Source organism: Candidatus Dactylopiibacterium carminicum, assembly GCF_014736495.1.
Classification (GTDB): Bacteria; Pseudomonadota; Gammaproteobacteria; order Burkholderiales; family Rhodocyclaceae; genus Uliginosibacterium; species Uliginosibacterium carminicum.
On record NZ_MDUX01000018.1, the window covers coordinates 12,721 to 33,141 of the forward strand.

15 protein-coding genes and 1 pseudogene are annotated in these 20,421 nt (G+C 64.5%); 13 read left to right on the forward strand and 3 right to left on the reverse strand.

Annotation, left to right across the window (positions count from 1 at the left end; all coding sequences use genetic code 11):
* Window positions 1-47 precede the first annotated feature (47 nt).
* Both ntrB and cynS read left to right on the forward strand, forming a co-directional pair.
* Window positions 48-1,646: a nitrate ABC transporter permease gene (gene ntrB, locus BGI27_RS17965; RefSeq protein ID WP_095524260.1), complete on the forward strand. Its 1,599-nt coding sequence runs from the start codon at window positions 48-50 to the stop codon at window positions 1,644-1,646.
* A gap of 2 nt (window positions 1,647-1,648) precedes the next feature.
* Entirely contained in the window at window positions 1,649-2,092 is a 444-nt protein-coding gene (gene cynS / locus BGI27_RS07260; RefSeq protein WP_095524223.1) for a cyanase, read from the forward strand.
* Window positions 2,093-2,189: 97 nt separating this feature from the next.
* Here the strand turns inward: cynS and BGI27_RS07265 are convergent, their stop codons facing one another.
* Window positions 2,190-3,299 (reverse strand): methyl-accepting chemotaxis protein, encoded by a 1,110-nt coding sequence (locus tag BGI27_RS07265; RefSeq protein ID WP_095524224.1) that lies wholly within the window; start codon window positions 3,297-3,299, stop codon window positions 2,190-2,192.
* A 15-nt stretch (window positions 3,300-3,314) separates the two neighbouring features.
* Window positions 3,315-3,830, reverse strand: a complete 516-nt coding sequence (locus tag BGI27_RS07270) for a cache domain-containing protein (protein WP_170943067.1) — start codon at window positions 3,828-3,830, stop codon at window positions 3,315-3,317.
* A gap of 245 nt (window positions 3,831-4,075) precedes the next feature.
* Between BGI27_RS07270 and BGI27_RS07275 the strand changes: the two genes are divergently transcribed.
* The 9 genes and pseudogenes from BGI27_RS07275 (at window position 4,076) to uvrA (ending at window position 17,448) form a co-directional block, all read left to right on the forward strand.
* A complete protein-coding gene (locus tag BGI27_RS07275; RefSeq protein ID WP_095524226.1) occupies window positions 4,076-5,458 on the forward strand; it encodes a phosphomannomutase/phosphoglucomutase in 1,383 nt (460 codons plus the stop codon).
* Window positions 5,459-5,615: 157 nt separating this feature from the next.
* On the forward strand, window positions 5,616-6,890 hold the full coding sequence (locus BGI27_RS07280; RefSeq protein ID WP_095524227.1) for a pectinesterase family protein: 1,275 nt from the start codon (window positions 5,616-5,618) through the stop codon (window positions 6,888-6,890).
* 122 nt (window positions 6,891-7,012) lie between these two features.
* Window positions 7,013-7,948 (forward strand): annotated as a pseudogene (locus BGI27_RS07285) (IS1595 family transposase); the annotation flags it as partial.
* A gap of 194 nt (window positions 7,949-8,142) precedes the next feature.
* On the forward strand, window positions 8,143-9,075 hold the full coding sequence (gene cysK, locus BGI27_RS07290) for a cysteine synthase A (protein ID WP_095524229.1): 933 nt from the start codon (window positions 8,143-8,145) through the stop codon (window positions 9,073-9,075).
* A gap of 75 nt (window positions 9,076-9,150) precedes the next feature.
* Complete coding sequence (gene earP, locus BGI27_RS07295; protein ID WP_095524230.1) at window positions 9,151-10,287, forward strand: elongation factor P maturation arginine rhamnosyltransferase EarP; 1,137 nt, start codon at window positions 9,151-9,153, stop codon at window positions 10,285-10,287.
* A 46-nt stretch (window positions 10,288-10,333) separates the two neighbouring features.
* On the forward strand, window positions 10,334-10,891 hold the full coding sequence (gene efp, locus BGI27_RS07300) for an elongation factor P (protein WP_095524231.1): 558 nt from the start codon (window positions 10,334-10,336) through the stop codon (window positions 10,889-10,891).
* A 77-nt stretch (window positions 10,892-10,968) separates the two neighbouring features.
* A complete protein-coding gene (gene rnk / locus BGI27_RS07305; protein ID WP_095524232.1) occupies window positions 10,969-11,382 on the forward strand; it encodes a nucleoside diphosphate kinase regulator in 414 nt (137 codons plus the stop codon).
* Window positions 11,383-11,403: 21 nt separating this feature from the next.
* Window positions 11,404-11,676: a hypothetical protein gene (locus tag BGI27_RS07310; RefSeq protein WP_095524233.1), complete on the forward strand. Its 273-nt coding sequence runs from the start codon at window positions 11,404-11,406 to the stop codon at window positions 11,674-11,676.
* Between the two features lie 99 nt (window positions 11,677-11,775).
* Window positions 11,776-17,448, forward strand: coding sequence for an excinuclease ABC subunit UvrA (gene uvrA / locus BGI27_RS07315; protein WP_095524234.1), 5,673 nt, complete (start codon window positions 11,776-11,778; stop codon window positions 17,446-17,448).
* A gap of 172 nt (window positions 17,449-17,620) precedes the next feature.
* Here the strand turns inward: uvrA and BGI27_RS07320 are convergent, their stop codons facing one another.
* Window positions 17,621-17,983 (reverse strand): DUF4870 domain-containing protein, encoded by a 363-nt coding sequence (locus BGI27_RS07320; protein WP_095524235.1) that lies wholly within the window; start codon window positions 17,981-17,983, stop codon window positions 17,621-17,623.
* 160 nt (window positions 17,984-18,143) lie between these two features.
* On the opposite strand from BGI27_RS07320, the gene rng reads away from it, so the two are divergent.
* Together rng and BGI27_RS07330 are read left to right on the forward strand one after the other, a co-directional pair.
* On the forward strand, window positions 18,144-19,598 hold the full coding sequence (gene rng / locus BGI27_RS07325) for a ribonuclease G (protein ID WP_095524236.1): 1,455 nt from the start codon (window positions 18,144-18,146) through the stop codon (window positions 19,596-19,598).
* Window positions 19,599-19,755: 157 nt separating this feature from the next.
* Complete coding sequence (locus tag BGI27_RS07330; RefSeq protein ID WP_095529861.1) at window positions 19,756-20,421, forward strand: HAD family hydrolase; 666 nt, start codon at window positions 19,756-19,758, stop codon at window positions 20,419-20,421.

The following is a 20,421-nucleotide window of genomic DNA, read 5'->3' on the forward strand; positions in this document are numbered from 1 at the left end:
CCCGGCCTCCATCGGAATGACGACGCATCCTGATTCATCTCATGCACATGAATAAACCCAAACCCTGGCTGGCGCCCCTGCTTTCCTTGTTGTTGCTGCTGCTCGGGCTGGCGGTGTGGCATCTGGCCACGCACGCTGGCGAAAGCGGCGAGCTGGCTGTCGACCCTGAATATGCCGCGCTGGTGGGCGCGGCCGCCACCACCGGGCAGAAAAGCAGTTTCCCCGGCCCGGGCGAGGTGGGTGCCAAGCTCTGGGAGCATCTGAAGGATCCGTTCTATGACCGCGGCACTAACGACAAGGGCATCGGTATCCAGATCGGCCATTCCATCGCCCGCGTGCTGGTGGGCTACCTGCTCGCTGCGCTGATCGCGATTCCGCTCGGCTTCGTGATCGGCATGTCGCCGCTGCTCCATCACGCGCTGGATCCCTACATCCAGATCCTCAAGCCGATCTCGCCGCTGGCCTGGATGCCGCTGGCGCTCTACACGATCAAGGATTCAGGCATCTCGGCGATCTTCGTGATCTTCATCTGCTCGATCTGGCCGATGCTGCTCAACACCGCCTTCGGCGTCGCCAGCGTGCGGCGTGACTGGCTCAACGTGGCACGCACGCTGGAGGTGAGTCGCCTGCGCACCGCCTTCCAGGTGATCCTGCCGGCCGCTGCGCCGACGATCATGACCGGCATGCGCATCTCCATCGGCATCGCCTGGCTGGTGATCGTGGCCGCCGAGATGCTCGTCGGCGGCACCGGCATCGGCTATTTCGTGTGGAACGAGTGGAACAACCTCTCCATCACCAACATCTTCACCGCCATCCTCGTGATCGGCCTGGTCGGCATGCATTTCGGCATCGAGCGCGGCGAGTTTGCCTGCATCATCGGCCACTCCGGCTGTGGCAAGACCAGCATCCTCAACGTACTGGCGGGGCTGGAGGAAGCCAGCGGCGGCCACGTCATCATGGATGGCCGCGAAGTGCGCGGCCCGGCGCTGGATCGCGGCGTGGTGTTCCAGAGCCATGCGCTGATGCCGTGGATGACGGCCTTGGCCAACGTGACCTTCGGCGTGCGCTCGCGGCATCCGGAATGGTCGCGCGCGCAGATTGAGGCGCACGGCACGAAATATCTGGAGATGGTCGGCCTGGGCCAGGCTCTGCACAAGAAGCCGGCCGAGCTTTCCGGCGGCATGAAACAGCGCGTGGGCATCGCGCGGGCCTTCGCCGTGGAGCCGAAAATGCTGCTGCTCGACGAGCCCTTCGGTGCGCTGGACGCGCTCACCCGCGGCACCATCCAGGATGAGCTGCTGAAGATCGTGCAGGCCACGCAGCAGACCGTGTTCATGATCACCCACGACGTGGACGAGGCCATTCTGCTCGCCGACAAGATCCTGCTGATGAGCAACGGGCCGCGGGCGAAGATCGCCGAGATCGTCGAGATCACCCTGCCGCGCAGCCGTACGCGCGCCAGCATCCATCACGACCCGCAGTACTACCGCATCCGCAACCACCTGGTCGACTTCCTGGTGAACCGCTCGAAGGACTATGCCGATGCCGCGCAGCTGGCCGGCTACGACCCCCGTCATCCGCCCCGGGTGTGCCCGGGCCTGGCCGAAGAAATCCCAACCCCTCACCTGACCGCTCAAGGAGCCTGAAAATGAAACGTGAAGACGTGACCGAAATGATCGTCGCCAGCAAGATCGCCAAGAAGCTCAAGTGGAGCCAGATCGCCGAGACGGTCGGCCAGTCCAAGGAATGGACCACGGCCGCGCTGCTCGGGCAGATGACGCTGAACGAAGAGCAGGCGGTGAAGGTCGGCAAGCTCTTCGGGCTGCCCGAAGAAGCCGTGGCCCTGCTGCAGGTGGTGCCCTACAAGGGCTCGCTGCCCACCGCCGTGCCCACCGATCCGCTGATCTACCGCTTCTACGAACTGGTGAGCGTGTATGGCACCATCTTCAAGGAGCTGATCCACGAGGAATTCGGTGACGGCATCATGAGCGCCATCGACTTCCGCATGGACCTCAAACGCGAGCCCGATCCGGCCGGCGACCGCGTGAGCATCACCATGAGCGGCAAGTTCCTGCCCTACAAGAAGTATTGATGCCGGCACCGCTCGGGTGCCGATGGCCGTGTGCGTCAGAAGGCCCGCACTTGCGAGAGGCTACACAGGGGCGGGCTTTGGCGCGTGAAAGGCCGGGTCAGACGCGGAAGCGGCTCACCGAGGCATGCAGCGTGGCCGCCAGACGTTCTAGCTGATGCGCCGTCTCGGCGGAGGAGGCCACAGCCTGGCTGCTTTCTTCCACCATATGGGCGATGCGCTCCACCTGCTGGGCCACGCTGTTGCTGGCCTGGCTCTGCTCGCGGGTGGCGTCGGCCACGTCGCGGATGCGTGTCAGCGTGGCTTCGGCGCTTTCGCGCATCTGGCGTAGCGATTGCGCGGCGGATTCCGCCGAGGCCACGCCGGCCTGGGCCTTCGGCACGGCGGATTCCATCACGCCGACAGCGTCGCGCGTTTCGCTCTGGATGGAGCCAACCATGCCGGCAATCTCGCTGGTGGCCTGGGTGGTGCGCTCGGCCAGCTTGCGCACTTCGTCGGCCACCACGGCGAACCCCCGGCCCTGCTCGCCGGCACGCGCGGCCTCGATGGCGGCGTTGAGCGCAAGTAGGTTGGTCTGCGCGGCGATTTCCTTGATCACGTCGGCAATCGAGCTGATCTCGTCGGCACGGTGCAGCAGGCTGACGATGCGTTCGCCAGCCTGACCCACGGTGGTGGAGATGTCGCTGATCACGCCCACGGCGCTGCTCGCGCGCGCCTCGCCTTCGGCCCCCAGCTCGCTGGCCCTGCGGGATTCCAGTTCGGTCTGATGGGCGTTGTCCGCGATGTGATTGACCGAGACGGTCAGCTCCTCGATGCCGGCCGCCATGGCACCGGTGGCCTCCGATTGCTGCTGGGCCGCCGAAGAAACATCCCTGGCGGTCTGCGATACGGTGCGTGCGCTGGTGTTGAGCTCGGCACAGGTGGTGTGGATCTCGCGCACCAGTGTGCCGATGCCCTGCAGCATCTGGCGTAGCTGTGCCAGCACACTGTCGCTGGCGCGGTTGTGGACTTCGAAGCGGGTACTGAGGTCGCCTGCGGCGGCGCGCTGCATGATGGTCATCAGCTGCGTGGGCTCGCCGCCGAGCTGACGCACGATGTGGCGTGCCACCAGGCCGCCGATCAGGCCCGTGAGCAGGATCGCGACGAGGCCGACGAGGCCGAAATACAGGGCCAGCTGGTTGCGGACCACGGCGACGTCATCGATATACACGCCGGTGCCGAGGATTCATTTCCAGGCCGGCACGGCGGCCACATAGGCGAGCTTGGGTGCCGATGCGGTCTGTCCGGCACGTGGAAAGTCGTAATGCACATAACCCGAGCCGGAACCGGTGGTGGCCGTGGCTACCAGCGCATCCCAGAGCTTGAAGCCCTTGGCGTCGGTCTTGCCGAGCATGGCCTGTCCTTCGATCTGGGGACTGCCGGCCACCATCACGCCCTTGCCGTCGAAGTCGTAGATGAAGAAGTCGTCGTCGGTGCCGAAGCGCAGCGTGCGCAGCGCTTCCTTGGCCTGTGTCTGGGCTTCGGCCGTGCTCAGCTTGCCGTCGGCTTCCAGCTTGCGGTAGTTGCCGATGATGTCGTCGGCAACTTCGACGAGGTGGCGGATGCGTTCCTCATGGCCGCGGTTGAGCGTGGCCGTTGATTCGATCACGGCGAAGATTGCCAGGGCCAGCAAGCCCAGCAGCGCGGTGTTGATGACCAGCGCCAGCCGGGTGCGGACCTGCAGTTTGTCCAACCAGTCCATGGGTTTTCCTCTCATTAAAGGGCCGTCCCGTGATCGCCGCGATAGCCGCTGCACGAACCAGGTATTTCTTTTTTGTCGCTGGGCCGTCCCAAGGCAAAAAATGCCTCCCAGGGGGCTACGCCGTCGTATCCGCGACAAGCGAGGGGGCTTTTTTGATATCGGCCCGGCCGTGCAAGTCTGAAGCGGCCCGGAAGAGGGCGTGCGTATAATTCCCGCCTCGCACAATCACCCTGGAGCAGCGCTTCATGTCTTCCCCGGCACCCGAGATCTTCAAGGCTTATGACATTCGTGGCATCGTCGGCAAATCCCTCACGGTCGAGACCGTGCAGGCCATCGGCCAGGCGCTGGGTTCCGAGGCCGTGGAGCGGGGCCTGAAGGCCATTGTGATCGGTCGTGATGGCCGTCTTTCCGGGCCGGATTTCGCCAGTGCGCTGGCCGCAGGCATCACCAGCACCGGCATCGACGTGATCGATGTCGGCTGTGTGGCGACGCCGATCACCTATTTCGCCGCCTGGCACCTCGATACGCAGTCCTGCGTGTCGATCACAGGCAGCCACAATCCGCCCGAATACAACGGTCTGAAGATGGTGCTGGGCGGACAGACGCTGTTCGGCGAGCTGATCCAGGATCTGCGCCGCCGTATCGTCGAAGGCCGTCTGGTGCAGGCTGTGGCACCCGGCAAGGTGACGCACAGCGATGTGCGCCAAGCCTATATCGAGCGCATCCTGAGCGACGTGAAGCTGGCCCGGCCGATGAAGATCGTGCTCGATTCCGGCAATGGCGTGGCCGGCAACACCGCGCCGGAGCTCTACAAGCGCCTGGGCTGCGAGCTGACCGAACTGTTTTCGGAGGTCGATGGCAACTTCCCCAATCATCACCCCGATCCTTCCAAGCCCGAAAACCTGGAAGACGTGATCCATGCGCTGAAGAATGGTGATGCCGAGATCGGCCTGGCCTTTGATGGGGATGGCGACCGCCTTGGCGTGGTCACCAAGGATGGCGAGATCATCTACCCCGACCGCCAGCTGATGCTGTTCGCCGCCGATGTGCTGTCGCGCGTGCCGGGCGGCCAGATCATCTACGACGTGAAATGCACCCGCAATCTGGCTGCCTGGGTCCGCAAGCATGGCGGTGAGCCGGTGATGTGGAATACCGGCCACGCGCTGGTGAAGGCCAAGCTCAAGGAAACCGGCGCACCGCTGGCCGGCGAGATGAGCGGTCACATGTTCTTCAAGGAACGCTGGTATGGCTTCGATGACGGCCTCTACACCGGTGTGCGCCTGCTGGAAATCCTCTCCCGCAGTCCGGACGCCAATGCCGTGCTGAAGGCTCTGCCGGACGCCATCAGCACGCCCGAGCTGAACATCAAGATGAAGGAAGGCGAGCCGGTGCAGTTGGTCGAGAAGCTCAAGGCCGGCGGCAAGTTCGCAGGTGAAGTCGAGCGCATCACCATCGACGGCCTGCGTGTCGAGTTCGCCGATGGCTTCGGTCTGGCACGCTCCTCCAATACCACGCCGGTGGTGGTGCTGCGCTTCGAAGCCGATTCCGAGGCCGCCATCGCACGCATCCAGGCCGGGTTCCGCAAGGCGCTGGAGGCCGTCTGGCCGGGTATTCAGCTGCCCTTCTGAGGCCACGGGCGGGGCTGTTTCCGGCCCCGCCACGATTTCCCCCGGGCTTGAGCGGCGTCAGATAGCTTGCTTGGCAGCCGGGGTTTCTCCCGGGTAGAGTGATGTTTCCGGTCCCAATCTGGACCTGTATAAGAAATCACATTCGAGGAGGAGTCGCGTGAATACACTGCATCTTGGTGGTGGCCTGCTGGCTGCCGCTCTGCTCGGCGCTTGCGCCAGCGTTGGCCAGGCCCCTGAAGTCCCCGGCACGGCAACCCGTCCGCAACTCACTGCGGGGCAGGCCGCCCTGGCTACGCCGGCTGTGTATTTCGCCCAAATGGGCTCGGTCGAAGAGTTGAAGACCGATCCTTGGGATCCCGTGGAGCGAAATGGCGTAACTGATTTTCTGCGGCGGTTTTTCAGCTGGGATTGGTCAAGAAATGAAATTGGCGATGTGACGGGCTTCAAGCCCGCCTACACCGTGGCTGCCGATGGCAGCGGCACGCACAAGACACTGCAGAGCGCACTGGATGCTGCCGTTGCCAAGGGTGGCAGCGATCGCGTCTACATCCTCGTCAAGCCGGGCATCTACCGTGGCCAGACCTGCCTCAAGGGCGGTCCGCCGGTCACGCTGTATGGCCTGGATGGCGATGCGAGCAAGGTCGTGATCGTCGACAACAAATCCAACGGGACGCCCAAGCCCAAGGAACTGGTACTCAACGCCTGTGAGGGTCGTTCCGGCGCCGACAGCTACGGCACTAGCGGCAGTACCACCTTCATGGCCTACGCCGATGGTTTCCAGGCCAAGAACCTGACCTTCTCCAACGATTTCGACGAGAGCAGCGCCTCGCGCGGCCTGCAGGCCGTGGCGGTGACCACGCGTGGCGACAAGCAGATCTATGAGAACGTGCGCTTCCTCGGCAACCAGGACACGCTGCAGGTCAGCTCCTCCAACCTGAGCCTGCTGGCGCGTGCCTACTTCAGCAAGGTTTATATCGAAGGCGATACCGACTACGTGTTCGGCCGTGGCATCGCCGTGTTCGATCAGGCGGAATTCAAGAGCCTGGCCCGTGAAGGTTCCGAAGGCGGCTATGTGTTCGCGCCCAGCCATGCGCAGATCTTCCCGGTCGGTTTCCTGGCGGTGAACAGCAAGTTCACCTCGGATGGCAAACTGCCTGCAGGTGGCAGCTATCTTGGCCGTCCCTGGGATGACAGCAGCGGCACCTACACCGCCAAGGATGGCAGCAAGCATCTGCCCAACGGTCTGGTGGTGGTGCGCGATTCCGTGATCGGCGCGCACATCAGCGTCACGGAGCCCTGGGCTCCCGGCGCGGGCACCAAGCGTCCCTACAGCTCCACCACGCCGCAGACCATCCAGTTCGGCAACCCCAAGGCCGCGACGACCTTCCCGGTGAACCGCCACTTCGAGTACCGGAACAGCACGCTCAAATGAGCGTCAAGCAGGTTGCAGGGTGACAGGAAAGGGGGCTCAGGCCCCCTTTTTTTTGGCGCTGTCGGAGTTAGCTGTTGCAGGTTCTAAACTGAAAGCATGAATGGGACAGCAGGAGGTCCATCATGCTTGAACAAGCTTTTTCGGAATATCTACAGCAGCTGAACTTGCTGACAGATCGACAACGCACCAGGTTGGCACGGGCCTTGTCGGGACAGGTGAAGGCGCCTTTGGGCGAGCTCGGCACCCGCCCGGCGAGCTGTCCGCGCTGTGGTGCAAGCGCCGAGCGGCTTCACCCTTGGGGGCAAAGTCACGGCTTGCCTCGCTATCGATGCCAAGGCTGCGGCAAGACATGCAACCCGCTCACCGGAACGCCTTTGGCGCATCTGCGCAGGCGCGAACAGTGGCCGCGCTATGCTCAGGAGATGATTGACGGCGTGAGCGTGCGAGCGGCGGCCAAGCAGTGTCAGATCGACAAAAACACGGCCTTTCTCTGGCGTCACCGGTTTCTGCAGCAGGTCGCCCGGCATCAGGCTACTCATGAAAACGGCATTATCGAGGCCGATGAAACCTTCTTCCTGGAGTCCTTCAAGGGACAGCGCCACCTACCCCGAACAGCTCGTCGGCGCGGTGGGGTCGGGCGAACCCGGGGCATCAGTGCGGATCAGATCGCGGTTCTGGTCGTGCGCGACCGTAGTGGAGAGACTGCCAACTTCCGTCTGACCAAGCTGGATGCACCCCATGTGATCGCCGCCTTGCACCCGCTGATCGCACCTGATGCCGTGCTCTGTACCGACGGAGCTAGCGTCTACAAAACCTTCGCGCGCCTGACTGGCGTGGCCCATCGTGCCTTGAACGTACAGCAAGGCATTCGTGTCATCGACGGCGTATTCCACATCCAAAACGTCAATGCCTATGACAGTCGCCTGAAGACGTGGATGCGCCGCTTTAATGGCGTAGCAACCAAGTACCTCGACAACTATCTGGGCTGGCGCCGCCTCCTTGAGCGCTATCGGAACGCCATTTCCCCCGCACTTTGCCTCAACGAGGCGGCCGGGCGATGGAGACTCAACAGCTAACTCCGACAGCGCCTTTTTTTTCATCGCCGGACCGCTCCAAGATGAAAAAGCGTCCCCCTGGGGGACCGGGCCATCGCATCGCGATGGAACGAGGGGCTATCTTTCATTTGCCTGTGGATTTCTTGTTCCAGAGACTCGTGTCTAAAATCGGCCCATATTCCCAAAAGGAGGTTTCCATGCGTATCGCCAACAACGTCATCGATCTGATCGGCAATACTCCGCTGGTCCGCATCAATCGTCTCGCTGCAGGCATCACCGGCACCGTGCTGGCCAAGCTGGAGTATTTCAATCCCGGCCACAGCGTAAAGGACCGCATTGCCGCCGCGATGATTGAGGCTGCCGAGGCCGACGGCCTGATCGGGCCGGACAGCATCATCCTCGAACCCACCTCCGGCAACACCGGTATCGGCCTTGCGATGGTCTGTGCCGCCAAGGGTTACAAGTGCGCCTTCGTGATGCCCGAGACGATGAGCCGCGAGCGCCGTCTGCTGCTCAAGGCCTACGGTGCCGAGTTGATCCTGACGCCGGGGCCGGAGGGCATGCCGGGGGCGATCCGCAAGGCGCAGGAACTGGCCGCCGCCGATTCGCGCTATTTCATTCTTCAGCAGTTCGATAACCCCGCCAACCCTGCCGTGCATCGCCGCACCACGGCCGAGGAAATCTGGCGCGACACCGAGGGCAAGGTGGATCTCTTCGTGGCGGGCGTGGGTACCGGCGGTACGGTGACCGGTGTGGGTGAGACGCTCAAAACCCTCAAGCCCGGTGTGAAGGTCTATGCCGTGGAGCCCGAAGCCAGCCCGGTGCTGTCTGGTGGCCAGCGCGGCCCGCACCCCATCCAGGGCATCGGCGCTGGCTTCGTGCCGGGCGTACTCAACACCACCATCTACGACGAGGTGCTGCGCGTGGCGAATGCCGACGCCTTCGAATACGCCCGCCGGGCGGCAGCCGAGGAAGGCCTGCTGATCGGCATTTCTTCGGGGGCTGCACTGTATGCCGGTCTGCAGGTGGCGCGTCGCCCGGAGAACGCGGGCAAGACCACCGTGATCATCATTCCGAGTTACGGCGAGCGTTATCTCTCCACGCCGCTGTACGAGAATCTGGCTGTCTGAGGCGGGGAGTCGGGATCGAACCGGCCCGTGTTTTGCTGTTGGGCCGCCCCAAGGTGACGGTTTTCTTCCATCGTGATGCTGCAAAGCTGCGACATCTTCTGCAGGGTCATCGACAATTACGGTGACATCGGCGTGAGCTGGCGCCTGGCGCGCCAGCTCGTGCGCGAGCATGGGCTGGCCGTGCGCCTGTGGGTGGATCAACCCGCCGTCTTCCATCTGCTTGCGCCTGCGCTGGCTCCGGAGCGGCGCTGCCAGGTGCTGGATGGCGTAGAGATCCGTCGCTGGGATGCCGCCGCCGCGCAGGCCGTGCCGGCGGATCTGGTGATCGAGGCTTTCGGTGCCGAGCCGCCGCCGGAATATCTCGCGGCGATGGCCGGCAGACAGCAGCGTCCGCTGTGGGTGGACGTCGAGTACCTGAGTGCCGAGGACTGGGTGGAGGGCTGCCATGCCATGCCTTCGCCGCATCCGCGTCTGCCATTGGTCCGCCATTTCTTCTATCCCGGCTTCACCGACAGGACGGGCGGCCTGCTGCGCGAGGCCGGGCTGTGCGAGGCGCTGGACGAGGTACGCGTGCAGCCGGCAGTTTTCTGGCGGACATTGGGCCTGATGCCACCTGCCGGGGCGTTGGCGGTTTCGCTGTTCAGCTACGAGAACGAAGGGCTGGGCAGCCTGCTTACGGCCTGGGCCACGGGGGCGCTGCCGGTGTTCTGCGCCGTGACTGCCGGGCGCCATCTGCCCGGTGTGCGGGCCTGGCTGGCCACACAGGCGGTGGAAGAGGGCGGCCGGGTCGGCAACCTCACGCTGGCGTTTCTGCCGTTCCTGCCTCAGGCCGACTACGACTGTCTGCTGGCTGCCTGCGATCTCAACATCGTGCGCGGCGAGGATTCCTTCGTGCGTGCGCAGTGGGCAGGCCGGCCTTTGGTCTGGCACATCTACCGCCACGAAGAGGGGGCCCATCTGCTCAAGCTGGAAGCCTTTCTCGACCGCTACATGGCGGGGCTGGATGATGGCACCGGCGCTGCGTTGAGGGCCTTCTGGCAGGCCTGGGAGGCGGAGGCCGATCTGGCCGGCGCCTGGCAGCGGCTGCAGGCAGCCCTGCCTGCGTTGCAGCACCACGCGGCGCATTGGCGCGCAGTCCTGGCGGAAAAACCGGACCTCGCCTCCAACTTGCTGATTTTCAGCAAAAACTTGCTAGAATGCCCGGCTTTGTAAATCTCGTCAGGCGCACATCGTTTGGGCGCCACATCCAGGTGTCCTCATGAAAACAGCTCAAGAACTCCGCTCCGGTAACGTCGTGATGGTCGGCGCCGACGCCCTCGTCGTGCAGAAAGCCGAATACTCCAAGGGTGGCCGCAACGCCGCTCAGGTGAAGATGAAATTCAAGAACCTGCTCACCGGCGCCGGTTCCGAATTCGTGTACAAGGCAGATGACAAGTTCGAAGTCGTCCAGCTTGAGCGCAAGGAAGTGAGCTACTCCTACTTTGCCGATCCGATGTACGTGTTCATGGACGAGGAGTACAACCAGTACGAGATCGAAGCCGAGAACATGACCGACGCACTGAAGTACCTGGAAGACGGGCTGAAGTGCGAAGTGGTGTTCTACAACGAAAAGGCCATCTCCGTCGAACTGCCGACCTCCGTGGTGCGCGTGGTCGAGTACACCGAGCCTGCCGTCAAGGGTGACACCTCCGGCAAGGTCATGAAGCCCGCCCGCCTGGTGACGGGTTTTGAACTGCCGGTGCCGGCTTTCGTCGAAATCGGTGACAAGATCGAAATCGACACCCGCACCGACGAGTACCGCAACCGCGTCAAATAAACACAGCCTGCAACTGCAGAACCAAGGGGCTGGCAACAGCCCCTTTTCTTTTGTGCGTCACTTTCGGGAGACCCGCCATGCTGCCTCAGATCACGCTGACTACCTTCGACTACGAACGACTGCATGCCTTGCTCGATTCGCCGGCCGCGCGCGGTGTCGCGGTGGCCGATGTCCTGGCGGAGGAACTCGATCGCGCCGAGTTGCTCGAACCCTCCGAGCTCCCCGCAGACGTGGTGAGCATGAATTCCAGGCTGCGTTTCGTCTTCGATCCTGAGCCCGAGGTGTATGAATACACGCTGTCGTGGCCGCGGGATGCCGGACTCGACGATGGCCCCCGCCTGTCGGTATTCACGCCCATCGGTGCGGCCTTGCTGGGCCTGCGTGTGGGTGACACCATCGACTGGACCGTGCCCAGCGGCAAATCCGTGCGTCTGCGCGTGACGGAGCTACTATGGCAGCCTGAAAGCAACGGTGAAGACTTGGGCCGCTGAACCGTGGCAATGGAGAGTGAAATGAACCGCATACCATCGATCCTGATCTGTCTTTTGCTGGCTGCCTGCTCCGTGCAGGAAACCAAGGATGGCGCCAAGTCCGCCGCGCACGACGTTGCCACTGGCGCCAAGGCGGTGGCTGGCGGTGCCGTGGAGCTCGGCAAGGGTGTCAAGGATACGGCCGTCGAGGTCTACCACGGCGCGGGCGAAGTGGGGCGCGAGATCGGACGCGAAGCTGCGGAGGTCGGTCGCGCCACCGGCAAGAAGGCCAGGGAAACCTTCGGCGGCGAGTAACGCCGGCTTTCCGGGGCGGCGCTACAATTCCGGGTCTGTTCCCGATCATCCGTCGTTCTGGCGGCTGATTTTCCCCAGCTCCCTCCGCGCCCCGGCATCATGAGTCAGCATCCCTACGTCCGTCCCGCGATCCGCATCCGCGGCGCACGCCAGAACAATCTCAAGAACGTCTCGCTCGACATTCCGACCGGCGAACTGGTCGTGGTGACCGGCCCCTCGGGGTCGGGCAAGAGCTCGCTGGTCTTCGACACGCTCTACGCCGAAGGCCAGCGTCAGTATGTCGAAACCTTTTCGCCCTACGCGCGGCAGTTCCTCGACCGTATGGACAAGCCGCAGGTCGACGCCATCGAAGGCGTGCCGCCGGCCATCGCCATCGATCAGACCAATCAGGTGCGCACCTCGCGCTCCACGGTCGGCACCATGACCGAGCTGGCGGACTATCTGAAACTGCTGTGGGCGCGTGCCGGCCATCTCTACTGCAAGGGCTGCGGACAGAAGGTGGAGCGCGAGACGCCGCAGACCATCCTCGCCGCACTCGCCACGCGCTGCCCGCAGCACGACGACCCTCGCCTAGCCATCGTTGCGCCGATCCCGGTGCCCGAGAATTTCAGCGTCGAGGAGATGCGCGGCCACCTCGAACGCCAGGGCTTCACCCGCATCACCGAAGACGGCAAGCGCTTGCTGGTCACCGTCGACCGCTTCCGCTTCGCGAATGCGGAAACCGCCCGCGTCAGCGAAGCGCTGGAAAGCGCCCTGCGACTCGGCAACGGGAAGGTGGAAATGCATCTGGGCGGGGAGGCAATTCCCGCCTCATCAGGGGGCGGGCAGCGCCATGAGGCGCTGCCGGGGGTGTGGAAATTCTCCGCCGATCTGCATTGCGCCGACTGCGACATCCATTACGCCGAGCCTACGCCCTCGCATTTCTCCTTCAACTCGGCCGTGGGCGCCTGCGACACCTGCCGCGGTTTTGGCCGCGTGATCGGCATCGATCCCGGCCTGATCGTGCCGGATGAATCCAAAACGCTGGCGCAGGGTGCGGTGAAGCCCTGGCAATCCGAGAGCTACAACGAAGCCCAGCGTGAGCTGATCATGATGGCCAAGCGGCGGGGCGTGGCCACGGATGTCGCCTGGCGCGATCTGCCCGAGGAGCATCGCCAGTGGGTGATGGAAGGCGAGCCCGAATTCAAGAGCTGGGAGCGTTCCTGGCCGAAGTACTGGTACGGCGTGCGACGCTTCTTCGACTGGCTGGAAACCAAGGCCTACAAGATGCACATCCGCGTGCTGCTTTCCCACTACCGCGCCTATACCGATTGCCCGGTCTGCGAGGGCGCGCGCCTGAAGACCGATTCGCTGCTGTGGCGGGTGGGCACGAAAGCGGAAGCCGATCTCGCGCTCGGTGCTGCACGCCAGCGTTTCCGCCCGCGCGGCATCCGCCTGAGCGACGATCGATTGCAGGCGCTGCCCGGTCTCTCCATCCATGACGCGATGCGCCTGCCGGTCGAACGGGCGCGGGACTTCTTTGCGCGACTCGTGGTGGAAGGCAGTGCCGGCGATGCGGTCGATCTGGTCATGCAGGAGATCCGCAGCCGCCTCGATTATCTCTGCGCCGTCGGCCTCGGCTATCTCACGCTGGATCGCCAGAGCCGTACGCTCTCCGGTGGCGAGGTGCAGCGCATCAATCTGACCACCGCGCTCGGCACCTCGCTGGTGAACACGCTGTTCGTGCTCGACGAGCCCTCGATCGGCCTGCACCCGCGTGACATCGACCGCATCAACGGCGTGATGCGCCGGCTGCGTGACGCCGGCAACTCGCTGGTGGTCGTCGAGCACGACCCGGCCGTGATGCTCAATGCCGACCGCATCATCGACGTCGGCCCCGGGCCGGGTGCTGCGGGCGGCAACATCGTGTTCAACGGCACACCGGACGAATTGCGTGCCCGTACCGATACCCTGACAGCGCAATTCCTGGGCGGGCACAAGCAGGTGGATGCCGGTCTGGTACGCCAGCCGGTCGATGCGAAAACACCGCGCCTCGCGCTGCTTGGCGCCAGCGCCAACAATCTGAAGAACGTCGATCTGGCCATCCCGCTCGGCCGCCTGGTCTGCGTCACCGGTGTTTCCGGTTCGGGCAAATCCACGCTGATCCAGGATGTGCTGTGGCCAGCGCTCAAAAAGGCCAAGGGCGAGGCCACCGAAACGCCCGGCGCGTTCGACAGGCTCGTGGGCGATGCGCTGATCGAAGCCGTGGTGATGGTGGACCAGAGCGCCATCGGCAAGACCACGCGCTCCAATCCCGCCAGTTATGTCGGCGCCTTCGACGTGATCCGCAAGCGTTTCGCAGCCCTGCCCGAAGCGCAGCAGCGCGGCTACACCGCCGGCACCTTTTCCTTCAACTCGGGGGATGGCCGTTGCCCCACCTGCGGCGGCAACGGCTTCGAACATGTGGAGATGCAGTTTCTCTCCGACGTGTATCTGCGTTGCCCGGATTGCGATGGCAAGCGCTATCGGCCCGAGGTGCTGGAGCTCCGTCTACAAGACAAAAGCATCGCCGAGGTGCTGGAGCTCACCTGTGCCGATGCATTGGCCTTCTTCGAGGGAGACCGCGAACTCACGCGCGCCATCCAGCCGCTGGTCGATGTCGGCCTCGATTACCTCACGCTTGGCCAGCCGGTACCGACGCTGTCGGGTGGCGAAGCGCAGCGCCTGAAGCTTGCCGGGCATCTGGCCGAATACGCCGCAAAATCCTCGAAGAAGAAAGCCACGAGCAAGAGCAGCCTGTTCCTTTTCGACGAACCCACCACCGGCCTGCATTTCGGCGACATCGAAAAACTGCTGTGGGCACTGCGTGCGCTGGTCGACGCCGGCAACACGGTGCTCGTCGTCGAACACAACCTGGACGTCATGCGCGCGGCGGACTGGCTTATCGACCTTGGCCCCGAAGGCGGTGACGGCGGTGGCGAGATTCTCGTCGAAGGCACGGTCGAAGACCTCATCGCCTGCGAGCGCTCGCATACCGGACGGGCGCTGGTGGAATACCACCTGGGCGGTGGGGTGCTGCGAGCCGCCGAGCCCGCCGCCGTTTACCGACTCCCCGCGCCCCACTCGCCACGCCCGAAGCACCTCGATGCCATCGAGGTCGTGCATGCGCGCGAGCACAATCTGAAGAACATCTCGCTGGCAATCCAGCACAACACATTCACCGTGGTCACCGGCGTTTCCGGCTCGGGCAAATCCACGCTGGCCTTCGACATCGTCTTCGCCGAGGGGCAGCGTCGCTATCTCGAATCGCTGAATGCCTATGCGCGCCAGTTCGTGCAGCCTGCAGCGAAGCCCGATGTGGATGCCATCCACGGCATTCCACCCACCGTGGCGATCGAGCAACGCACCAGCCGGGGCGGACGCAAGAGCACGGTGGGCACGCTCACCGAAGTGCACCACTTCCTGCGCCTGCTCTACGTGAAGCTCGGTACCCAGCACTGCCCGGATTGCGGTTGCAGGATCGAGCCGCAATCGGAAGACGTCATCGCCGCGCGCATCCTGCGGGAATACAAGGGCCGCAAGGTCGGGCTGCTGGCGCCGCTGGTAGTCAACCGCAAGGGCCTGTACACCGATCTCGCCAAATGGGCCAAGGGCAAGGGTTACACGCATCTGCGCGTCGACGGTGAATTCCTGGCGGTAGCGCCCTGGCCGCGGCTGGACCGCTTCAAGGAGCACAACATCGAGCTGCCGGTGGCGGACGTCGAGGTGCGTGCCGACAACGAAGGCGAACTGCGCGAAAAGCTTGGCGCCGCGCTGCAGTTCGGCAAGGGCACGATCCGGCTGATCACGCCGGAAGGCGACGATGTGGTGCTGTCCACCCTGCGCGCCTGCCCTTCCTGCGGCACCAGCTTCCCAGAGCTCGATCCGCGCCTGTTCTCCTACAACTCCAAGCATGGCTGGTGCGAGAGCTGCTGCGGCACCGGCGTCGAGATCCCGAAGTGGATGAAGGATCCCGAGGTCGACGTCGCCGAAATGGAGTTCGCCGGGCTGGACGATGCCGACGGCGAGGAAGTGGAATGCCGTACCTGCCATGGCGAACGGCTGAATCCGGTGGCGCGCGCGGTGAAATATCGCAATGAATCGATCACGCAGATGAGCCGCCGCTCGGTAAATGCGCTGGCCGAGTGGGTCGACGCGTTGCAACTCGAAGGCCGCGAAGCCGGCATCGGCCGCGACATCGTTAGCGAGCTCCGCCACCGCCTCGCCTTCCTGCGTGACGTAGGCCTGGGCTATCTCGCGCTGGATCGCGCCGCACCCACGCTCTCAGGCGGCGAGGCGCAGCGCATTCGGCTTGCCGCGCAGCTCGGCAGCAATCTGCGCGGTGTCTGCTACGTGCTCGACGAGCCTTCCATCGGCCTGCATCCGCGCGACAACGGCGTACTGCTGGACATGCTCACGGCACTCCGTGCCAAGGGCAACACGGTGGTGGTAGTGGAGCACGACGAAGAAACCATCCGCCGTGCCGACGAAGTGCTGGACCTCGGCCCCGGCGCCGGCACACGTGGCGGGCGCCTGATCGCCCAGGGCACGGCGGCCGAACTGATCGCCGCACCCGATTCGGTGACCGGCAAGAGCCTGCGCGAACCCTTGCAGCATCCCTTGCATGGTCGCACTGCGCCATCCGCCGATGACGCCGCCATCCGCCTTGCGGGTGGCACGCTGCACAACCTGCAAAACGTTTCCGTGCAGGTGCCGCTGAACCGCCTGACGGTGGTCACCGGCGTCTCCGGCTCGGGCAAATCGACCCTGGCGCGCGATGTACTGCACGCGAATCTCAAGCGCCTGGTCGGCGGTGACGAAGACGGTGCGCCCGCGAAGACCGGCCGCAAGACGGCCAAGCTGATGCCGAAGACGCAGAAGAAAGTCACGGGGCTGCAAGGCTGCTCGGCCATCGAGGGCTGGCAGGCCGTCGGCCGCGTGCTGGAGGTCGACCAGACACCGATCGGCAAGACGCCGCGCTCTTGCCCGGCCACCTACGTCGGGTTCTGGGACGAGATCCGCAAGCTCTTCGCCAATACCGAGGTCGCCAAGCTGCGCGGCTGGACGGCGGCGCGTTTCTCCTTCAACACCGGCGACGGCCGCTGCCCGGCCTGCGAGGGTGCGGGCGTGCAGACCGTGGCGATGAACTTCCTGCCCGACGTGAAGGTGCGCTGCGAGGTCTGCGACGGCGCGCGTTTCAATGCCGACACACTCACCGCCACCTGGCGTGACAAACACATCGCCGAGGTACTGGCGATGGAGGTGGACGAAGCCGTCGAATTCTTCGCCGCGCATCCCAAGGTGAGCCATCCCCTCAAGTTGCTGCAGGATGTTGGCCTCGGTTACCTCACGCTGGGCCAGGCCTCGCCGACGCTTTCCGGGGGCGAGGCGCAGCGCATCAAGCTGGTTACGGAGCTTGCCAAGGTGAAGACCGATCCGGCGGCACGCGCCTCGCGCTTCAAGAGCCCGCACACGCTCTACGTGCTGGACGAGCCCACCGTGGGCCTGCACATGGCCGACGTGGCAAAGCTGATCACGGTGCTGCACCGACTCGTCGAGGCGGGCAACACGGCCTTGGTGATCGAACACGATCTGGACGTGATGGCCGAGGCCGACTGGCTGATCGACATGGGCCCTGAAGGCGGCGTGGAGGGGGGCCGTGTGGTGTATCAGGGGCCGCTGGCCGGCGTGCTCGGCGCCGACACCCATACCGGCCGCGCACTGGCAGCCTTCCTCAAACGCCATTCCGGTTGAAGGGGGCCCTTCGGCCTGGTGACCAGGATCGGCGGCGAAATCCGCCCGCACTTCGAACCTTCAGTGCGAACGGATTTCGATGAGCATGTGTGCATCCTTCCAACCCCGTTCGTGCTGAGGTATCGAAGCATGAACGGGCGCCGGCTGCTGCCAGTCTCCGGTCGCAACGTTCTTACTTGATCAGCCGCAGTGCGAAAGGCACGCGGAAGGGCTTGCCGCTGGAGGCGGCCATTGCACCCAGGATGCAGAACACCAGGTGTGCGATGCCCACGACGAGCAGCACCAGCACGCCGATGAGGATGAAGGTGAGGATCACACCGCCGACATAGCCGATCAGCGCGGTGATGTTCCAGTTCAGGCATTCCTTGGCCTGATCCTGCAGGTAGGGGTCGTCCTTCTTGACCAGATACAGGATCAGCGAGGGAATGAAGCCGAACAGGATGGAGCCGAGCCATATCAGCAGCGCGATGTTGCGGGCGTCCTGCGAGGGGGCGGATGGTGCACCCGCGTCGATGATGTCGTTGTCCTGCGCCATGGCATTTCCTTTCTGATCTAGAGCTTTCCGATGTGACTGTGGATGTACCCGAAAGTGTGCCCGGCCGCGATTCTCCTTGCCACCCTTTTGCCTCGTCAATCCCGCCGGGCGGGCAGCGAGTCAGTAGAATGCCGGGTAATACAGAATTCCGGGGAGCCCCATGAGCGAGGCCTATCTGATCAACTTCACGCCGCAGGAGACGCGCGTCGCGCTCCTCTACAACGGTGTGGTGCAGGAACTGCACATCGAGCGCGAGCATGCGCGCGGCTTTGTCGGCAACGTCTATCTGGGGCGTGTGGTGCGCGTGCTGCCGGGCATGCAGTCGGCGTTCATCGACATCGGCCTGGAGCGCACCGCCTTCCTGCATGTGGCGGACATCTGGTTCGACCGCTCCGCTGGCGAGGTGCAGCGCCCCATCGAGCGCATCCTCAGCGAAGGCCAGACGCTGATGGTGCAGGTGCTCAAGGATCCCATCGGCACCAAGGGCGCGCGGCTGTCCACCCAGCTTTCGATCGCCGGCTGGTTGCTGGTCTACCTGCCCCAGGATCATCACATCGGCATCTCCCAGCGTATCGAGAACGAGGAGGGCCGCGAGGCGCTGCGCGCGCGTCTGCAGGGGCTGTTGCCCGCCGAGGAGAAGGGCGGCTTCATCGTGCGGACCCAGGCCGAGCAGGCCAGCGACGAAGAGCTTTCGGCGGACATCGCCTATCTGCGCAAGCTGTGGGCCGAGATCCAGCAGCAGCGCGGCGGCGGCCCGGCGCCGCAACTGCTCTATCGCGATCTCAATCTCGCCCAGCGTGTATTGCGCGACCTGGTGGGGGCCGACACCGCGCAGGTGGTGATCGACTCGCGCGAGAATTTCCAGAAGCTCAGCACTTTCGCGCAGGACTACATGCCGCGCGTGGCGCACCTGCTGAAGCATTACCAGGGAGACCGCCCGCTATTCGACCTGCACGGCGTGGAAGAGGAAATCCAGAAGGCGCTGGCGCGCCGCGTGGACCTCAAGAGTGGCGGCTACCTGATCATCGACCAGACCGAGGCGCTGACCACCATCGACGTGAATACCGGCGGCTTCGTCGGCGCGCGAACCTTCGACGACACCATCTTCAAGACCAACCTGGAGGCTGCGCAGGCCATCGCACGCCAGCTGCGCCTGCGCAACCTTGGCGGCATCATCCTGCTCGACTTCATCGACATGGAGAACGAAGAACACCGTCTCTCCGTGCTGGCCGAGCTGACCAAGGCACTGGCACGCGATCACACCAAGGTGTCGGTGGGTGGCTTCACCTCGCTGGGCCTGGTGGAGATGACGCGCAAACGCACGCGTGAATCGCTGGCGCACGTGCTGTGCGAATCCTGCCCGACCTGCGGCGGCCGCGGTCAGGTGAAAACCGCGCGCACCGTGGCCTACGAAGTGATGCGCGAAGTGGTGCGCGAGGCACGCCAGTTCACGGCGCGCGAATTCCGCGTACTCGCCAGTCCTGGCGTGGTGAATCTGTTTCACGACGAAGAAGCGCAGGCCATCGCCAACCTGCAGGACTTCATCGGCAAGCCGATCTCCTTCCACGCCGAGACCAGCTACACGCCGGAGCAGTTCGACATCGTTCTGCTGTAGGGAGTGGAGAGCCGGGAGTGGGGAGTCGTACCGGCGGCGGCGTGCAGCCCGTACGAAAGAGGTGGCAATGGCCTTGCATAGGCGTATGCCCTGCCTACACTTTTGCCGACTCCCGACTCCCGACTCCCGACTCCCGACTCCCGACTCCCGACTCCCGATGTTCACCCTCTCTCTTCCCCGTGCCGTGATCTTCGACATGGATGGCACCTTGCTCGATTCCGAGCGCGTGGCGCTGGATTGCTTCGCGCAGGCGGCGCAGGCGATCGGCGCGCCCTGGCGGGAGGAGGTCGGGCTGTCGCTGGTGGGCCTGAACGCGCGCGATTCGGATCGGCGCATCCTCGCGGCCTTCGGCGAGGATTTTCCCATTGCCGCGCTGCGCCACGCGTTCGATGAGCGCTACGAAGATGCCATCGTGCGTGGCGCGATTCCGCTCAAGCCGTATGTGCGCGAACTGTTCGACTATCTCGATGCGCGGCGTATTCCGTGCGCTGTGGCGACGTCCACGCGGCGCACGCGTGCCGAGACCAAGCTTGCACGCGCCGGCCTGCTGCCGCGCTTCAGGGCGCTGGCCTGTGGCGACGAGGTGCGGCACGGCAAGCCGGCGCCCGACATCTTCGAGCTGGCCGCGCGCCATCTCGGCGTGGAGCCGCGCCATTGCCTGGCGCTGGAAGATTCCAATGCAGGCGTGCGTTCGGCGGTGTCAGCCAGCATGCCGGTGGTGATGCTGCTGGACCTGCTGCGCCCGGATGCCGACATCTGCCGGCTGGGCGTGGCCTGCGCGGATTCGCTCAAGGATGTGCTGCTGGCCCTGCAGAGGGCGTGA

Excerpts from the sequence above, each read along its gene's own strand:
- rnk (WP_095524232.1), top strand. The coding sequence starts at position 10,969 with ATGCTGCCTCAGATCACGCTGACTACCTTCGACTACGAACGACTGCAT.
- cynS (WP_095524223.1), top strand. The coding sequence starts at position 1,649 with ATGAAACGTGAAGACGTGACCGAAATGATCGTCGCCAGCAAGATCGCC.
- BGI27_RS07270 (WP_170943067.1), bottom strand. The coding sequence starts at position 3,830 with ATGGACTGGTTGGACAAACTGCAGGTCCGCACCCGGCTGGCGCTGGTC.
- BGI27_RS07275 (WP_095524226.1), top strand. The coding sequence starts at position 4,076 with ATGTCTTCCCCGGCACCCGAGATCTTCAAGGCTTATGACATTCGTGGC.
- efp (WP_095524231.1), top strand. The coding sequence starts at position 10,334 with ATGAAAACAGCTCAAGAACTCCGCTCCGGTAACGTCGTGATGGTCGGC.
- cysK (WP_095524229.1), top strand. The coding sequence starts at position 8,143 with ATGCGTATCGCCAACAACGTCATCGATCTGATCGGCAATACTCCGCTG.
- BGI27_RS07310 (WP_095524233.1), top strand. The coding sequence starts at position 11,404 with ATGAACCGCATACCATCGATCCTGATCTGTCTTTTGCTGGCTGCCTGC.
- ntrB (WP_095524260.1), top strand. The coding sequence starts at position 48 with ATGAATAAACCCAAACCCTGGCTGGCGCCCCTGCTTTCCTTGTTGTTG.
- rng (WP_095524236.1), top strand. The coding sequence starts at position 18,144 with ATGAGCGAGGCCTATCTGATCAACTTCACGCCGCAGGAGACGCGCGTC.
- uvrA (WP_095524234.1), top strand. The coding sequence starts at position 11,776 with ATGAGTCAGCATCCCTACGTCCGTCCCGCGATCCGCATCCGCGGCGCA.
- earP (WP_095524230.1), top strand. The coding sequence starts at position 9,151 with ATGCTGCAAAGCTGCGACATCTTCTGCAGGGTCATCGACAATTACGGT.
- BGI27_RS07320 (WP_095524235.1), bottom strand. The coding sequence starts at position 17,983 with ATGGCGCAGGACAACGACATCATCGACGCGGGTGCACCATCCGCCCCC.
- BGI27_RS07330 (WP_095529861.1), top strand. The coding sequence starts at position 19,756 with ATGTTCACCCTCTCTCTTCCCCGTGCCGTGATCTTCGACATGGATGGC.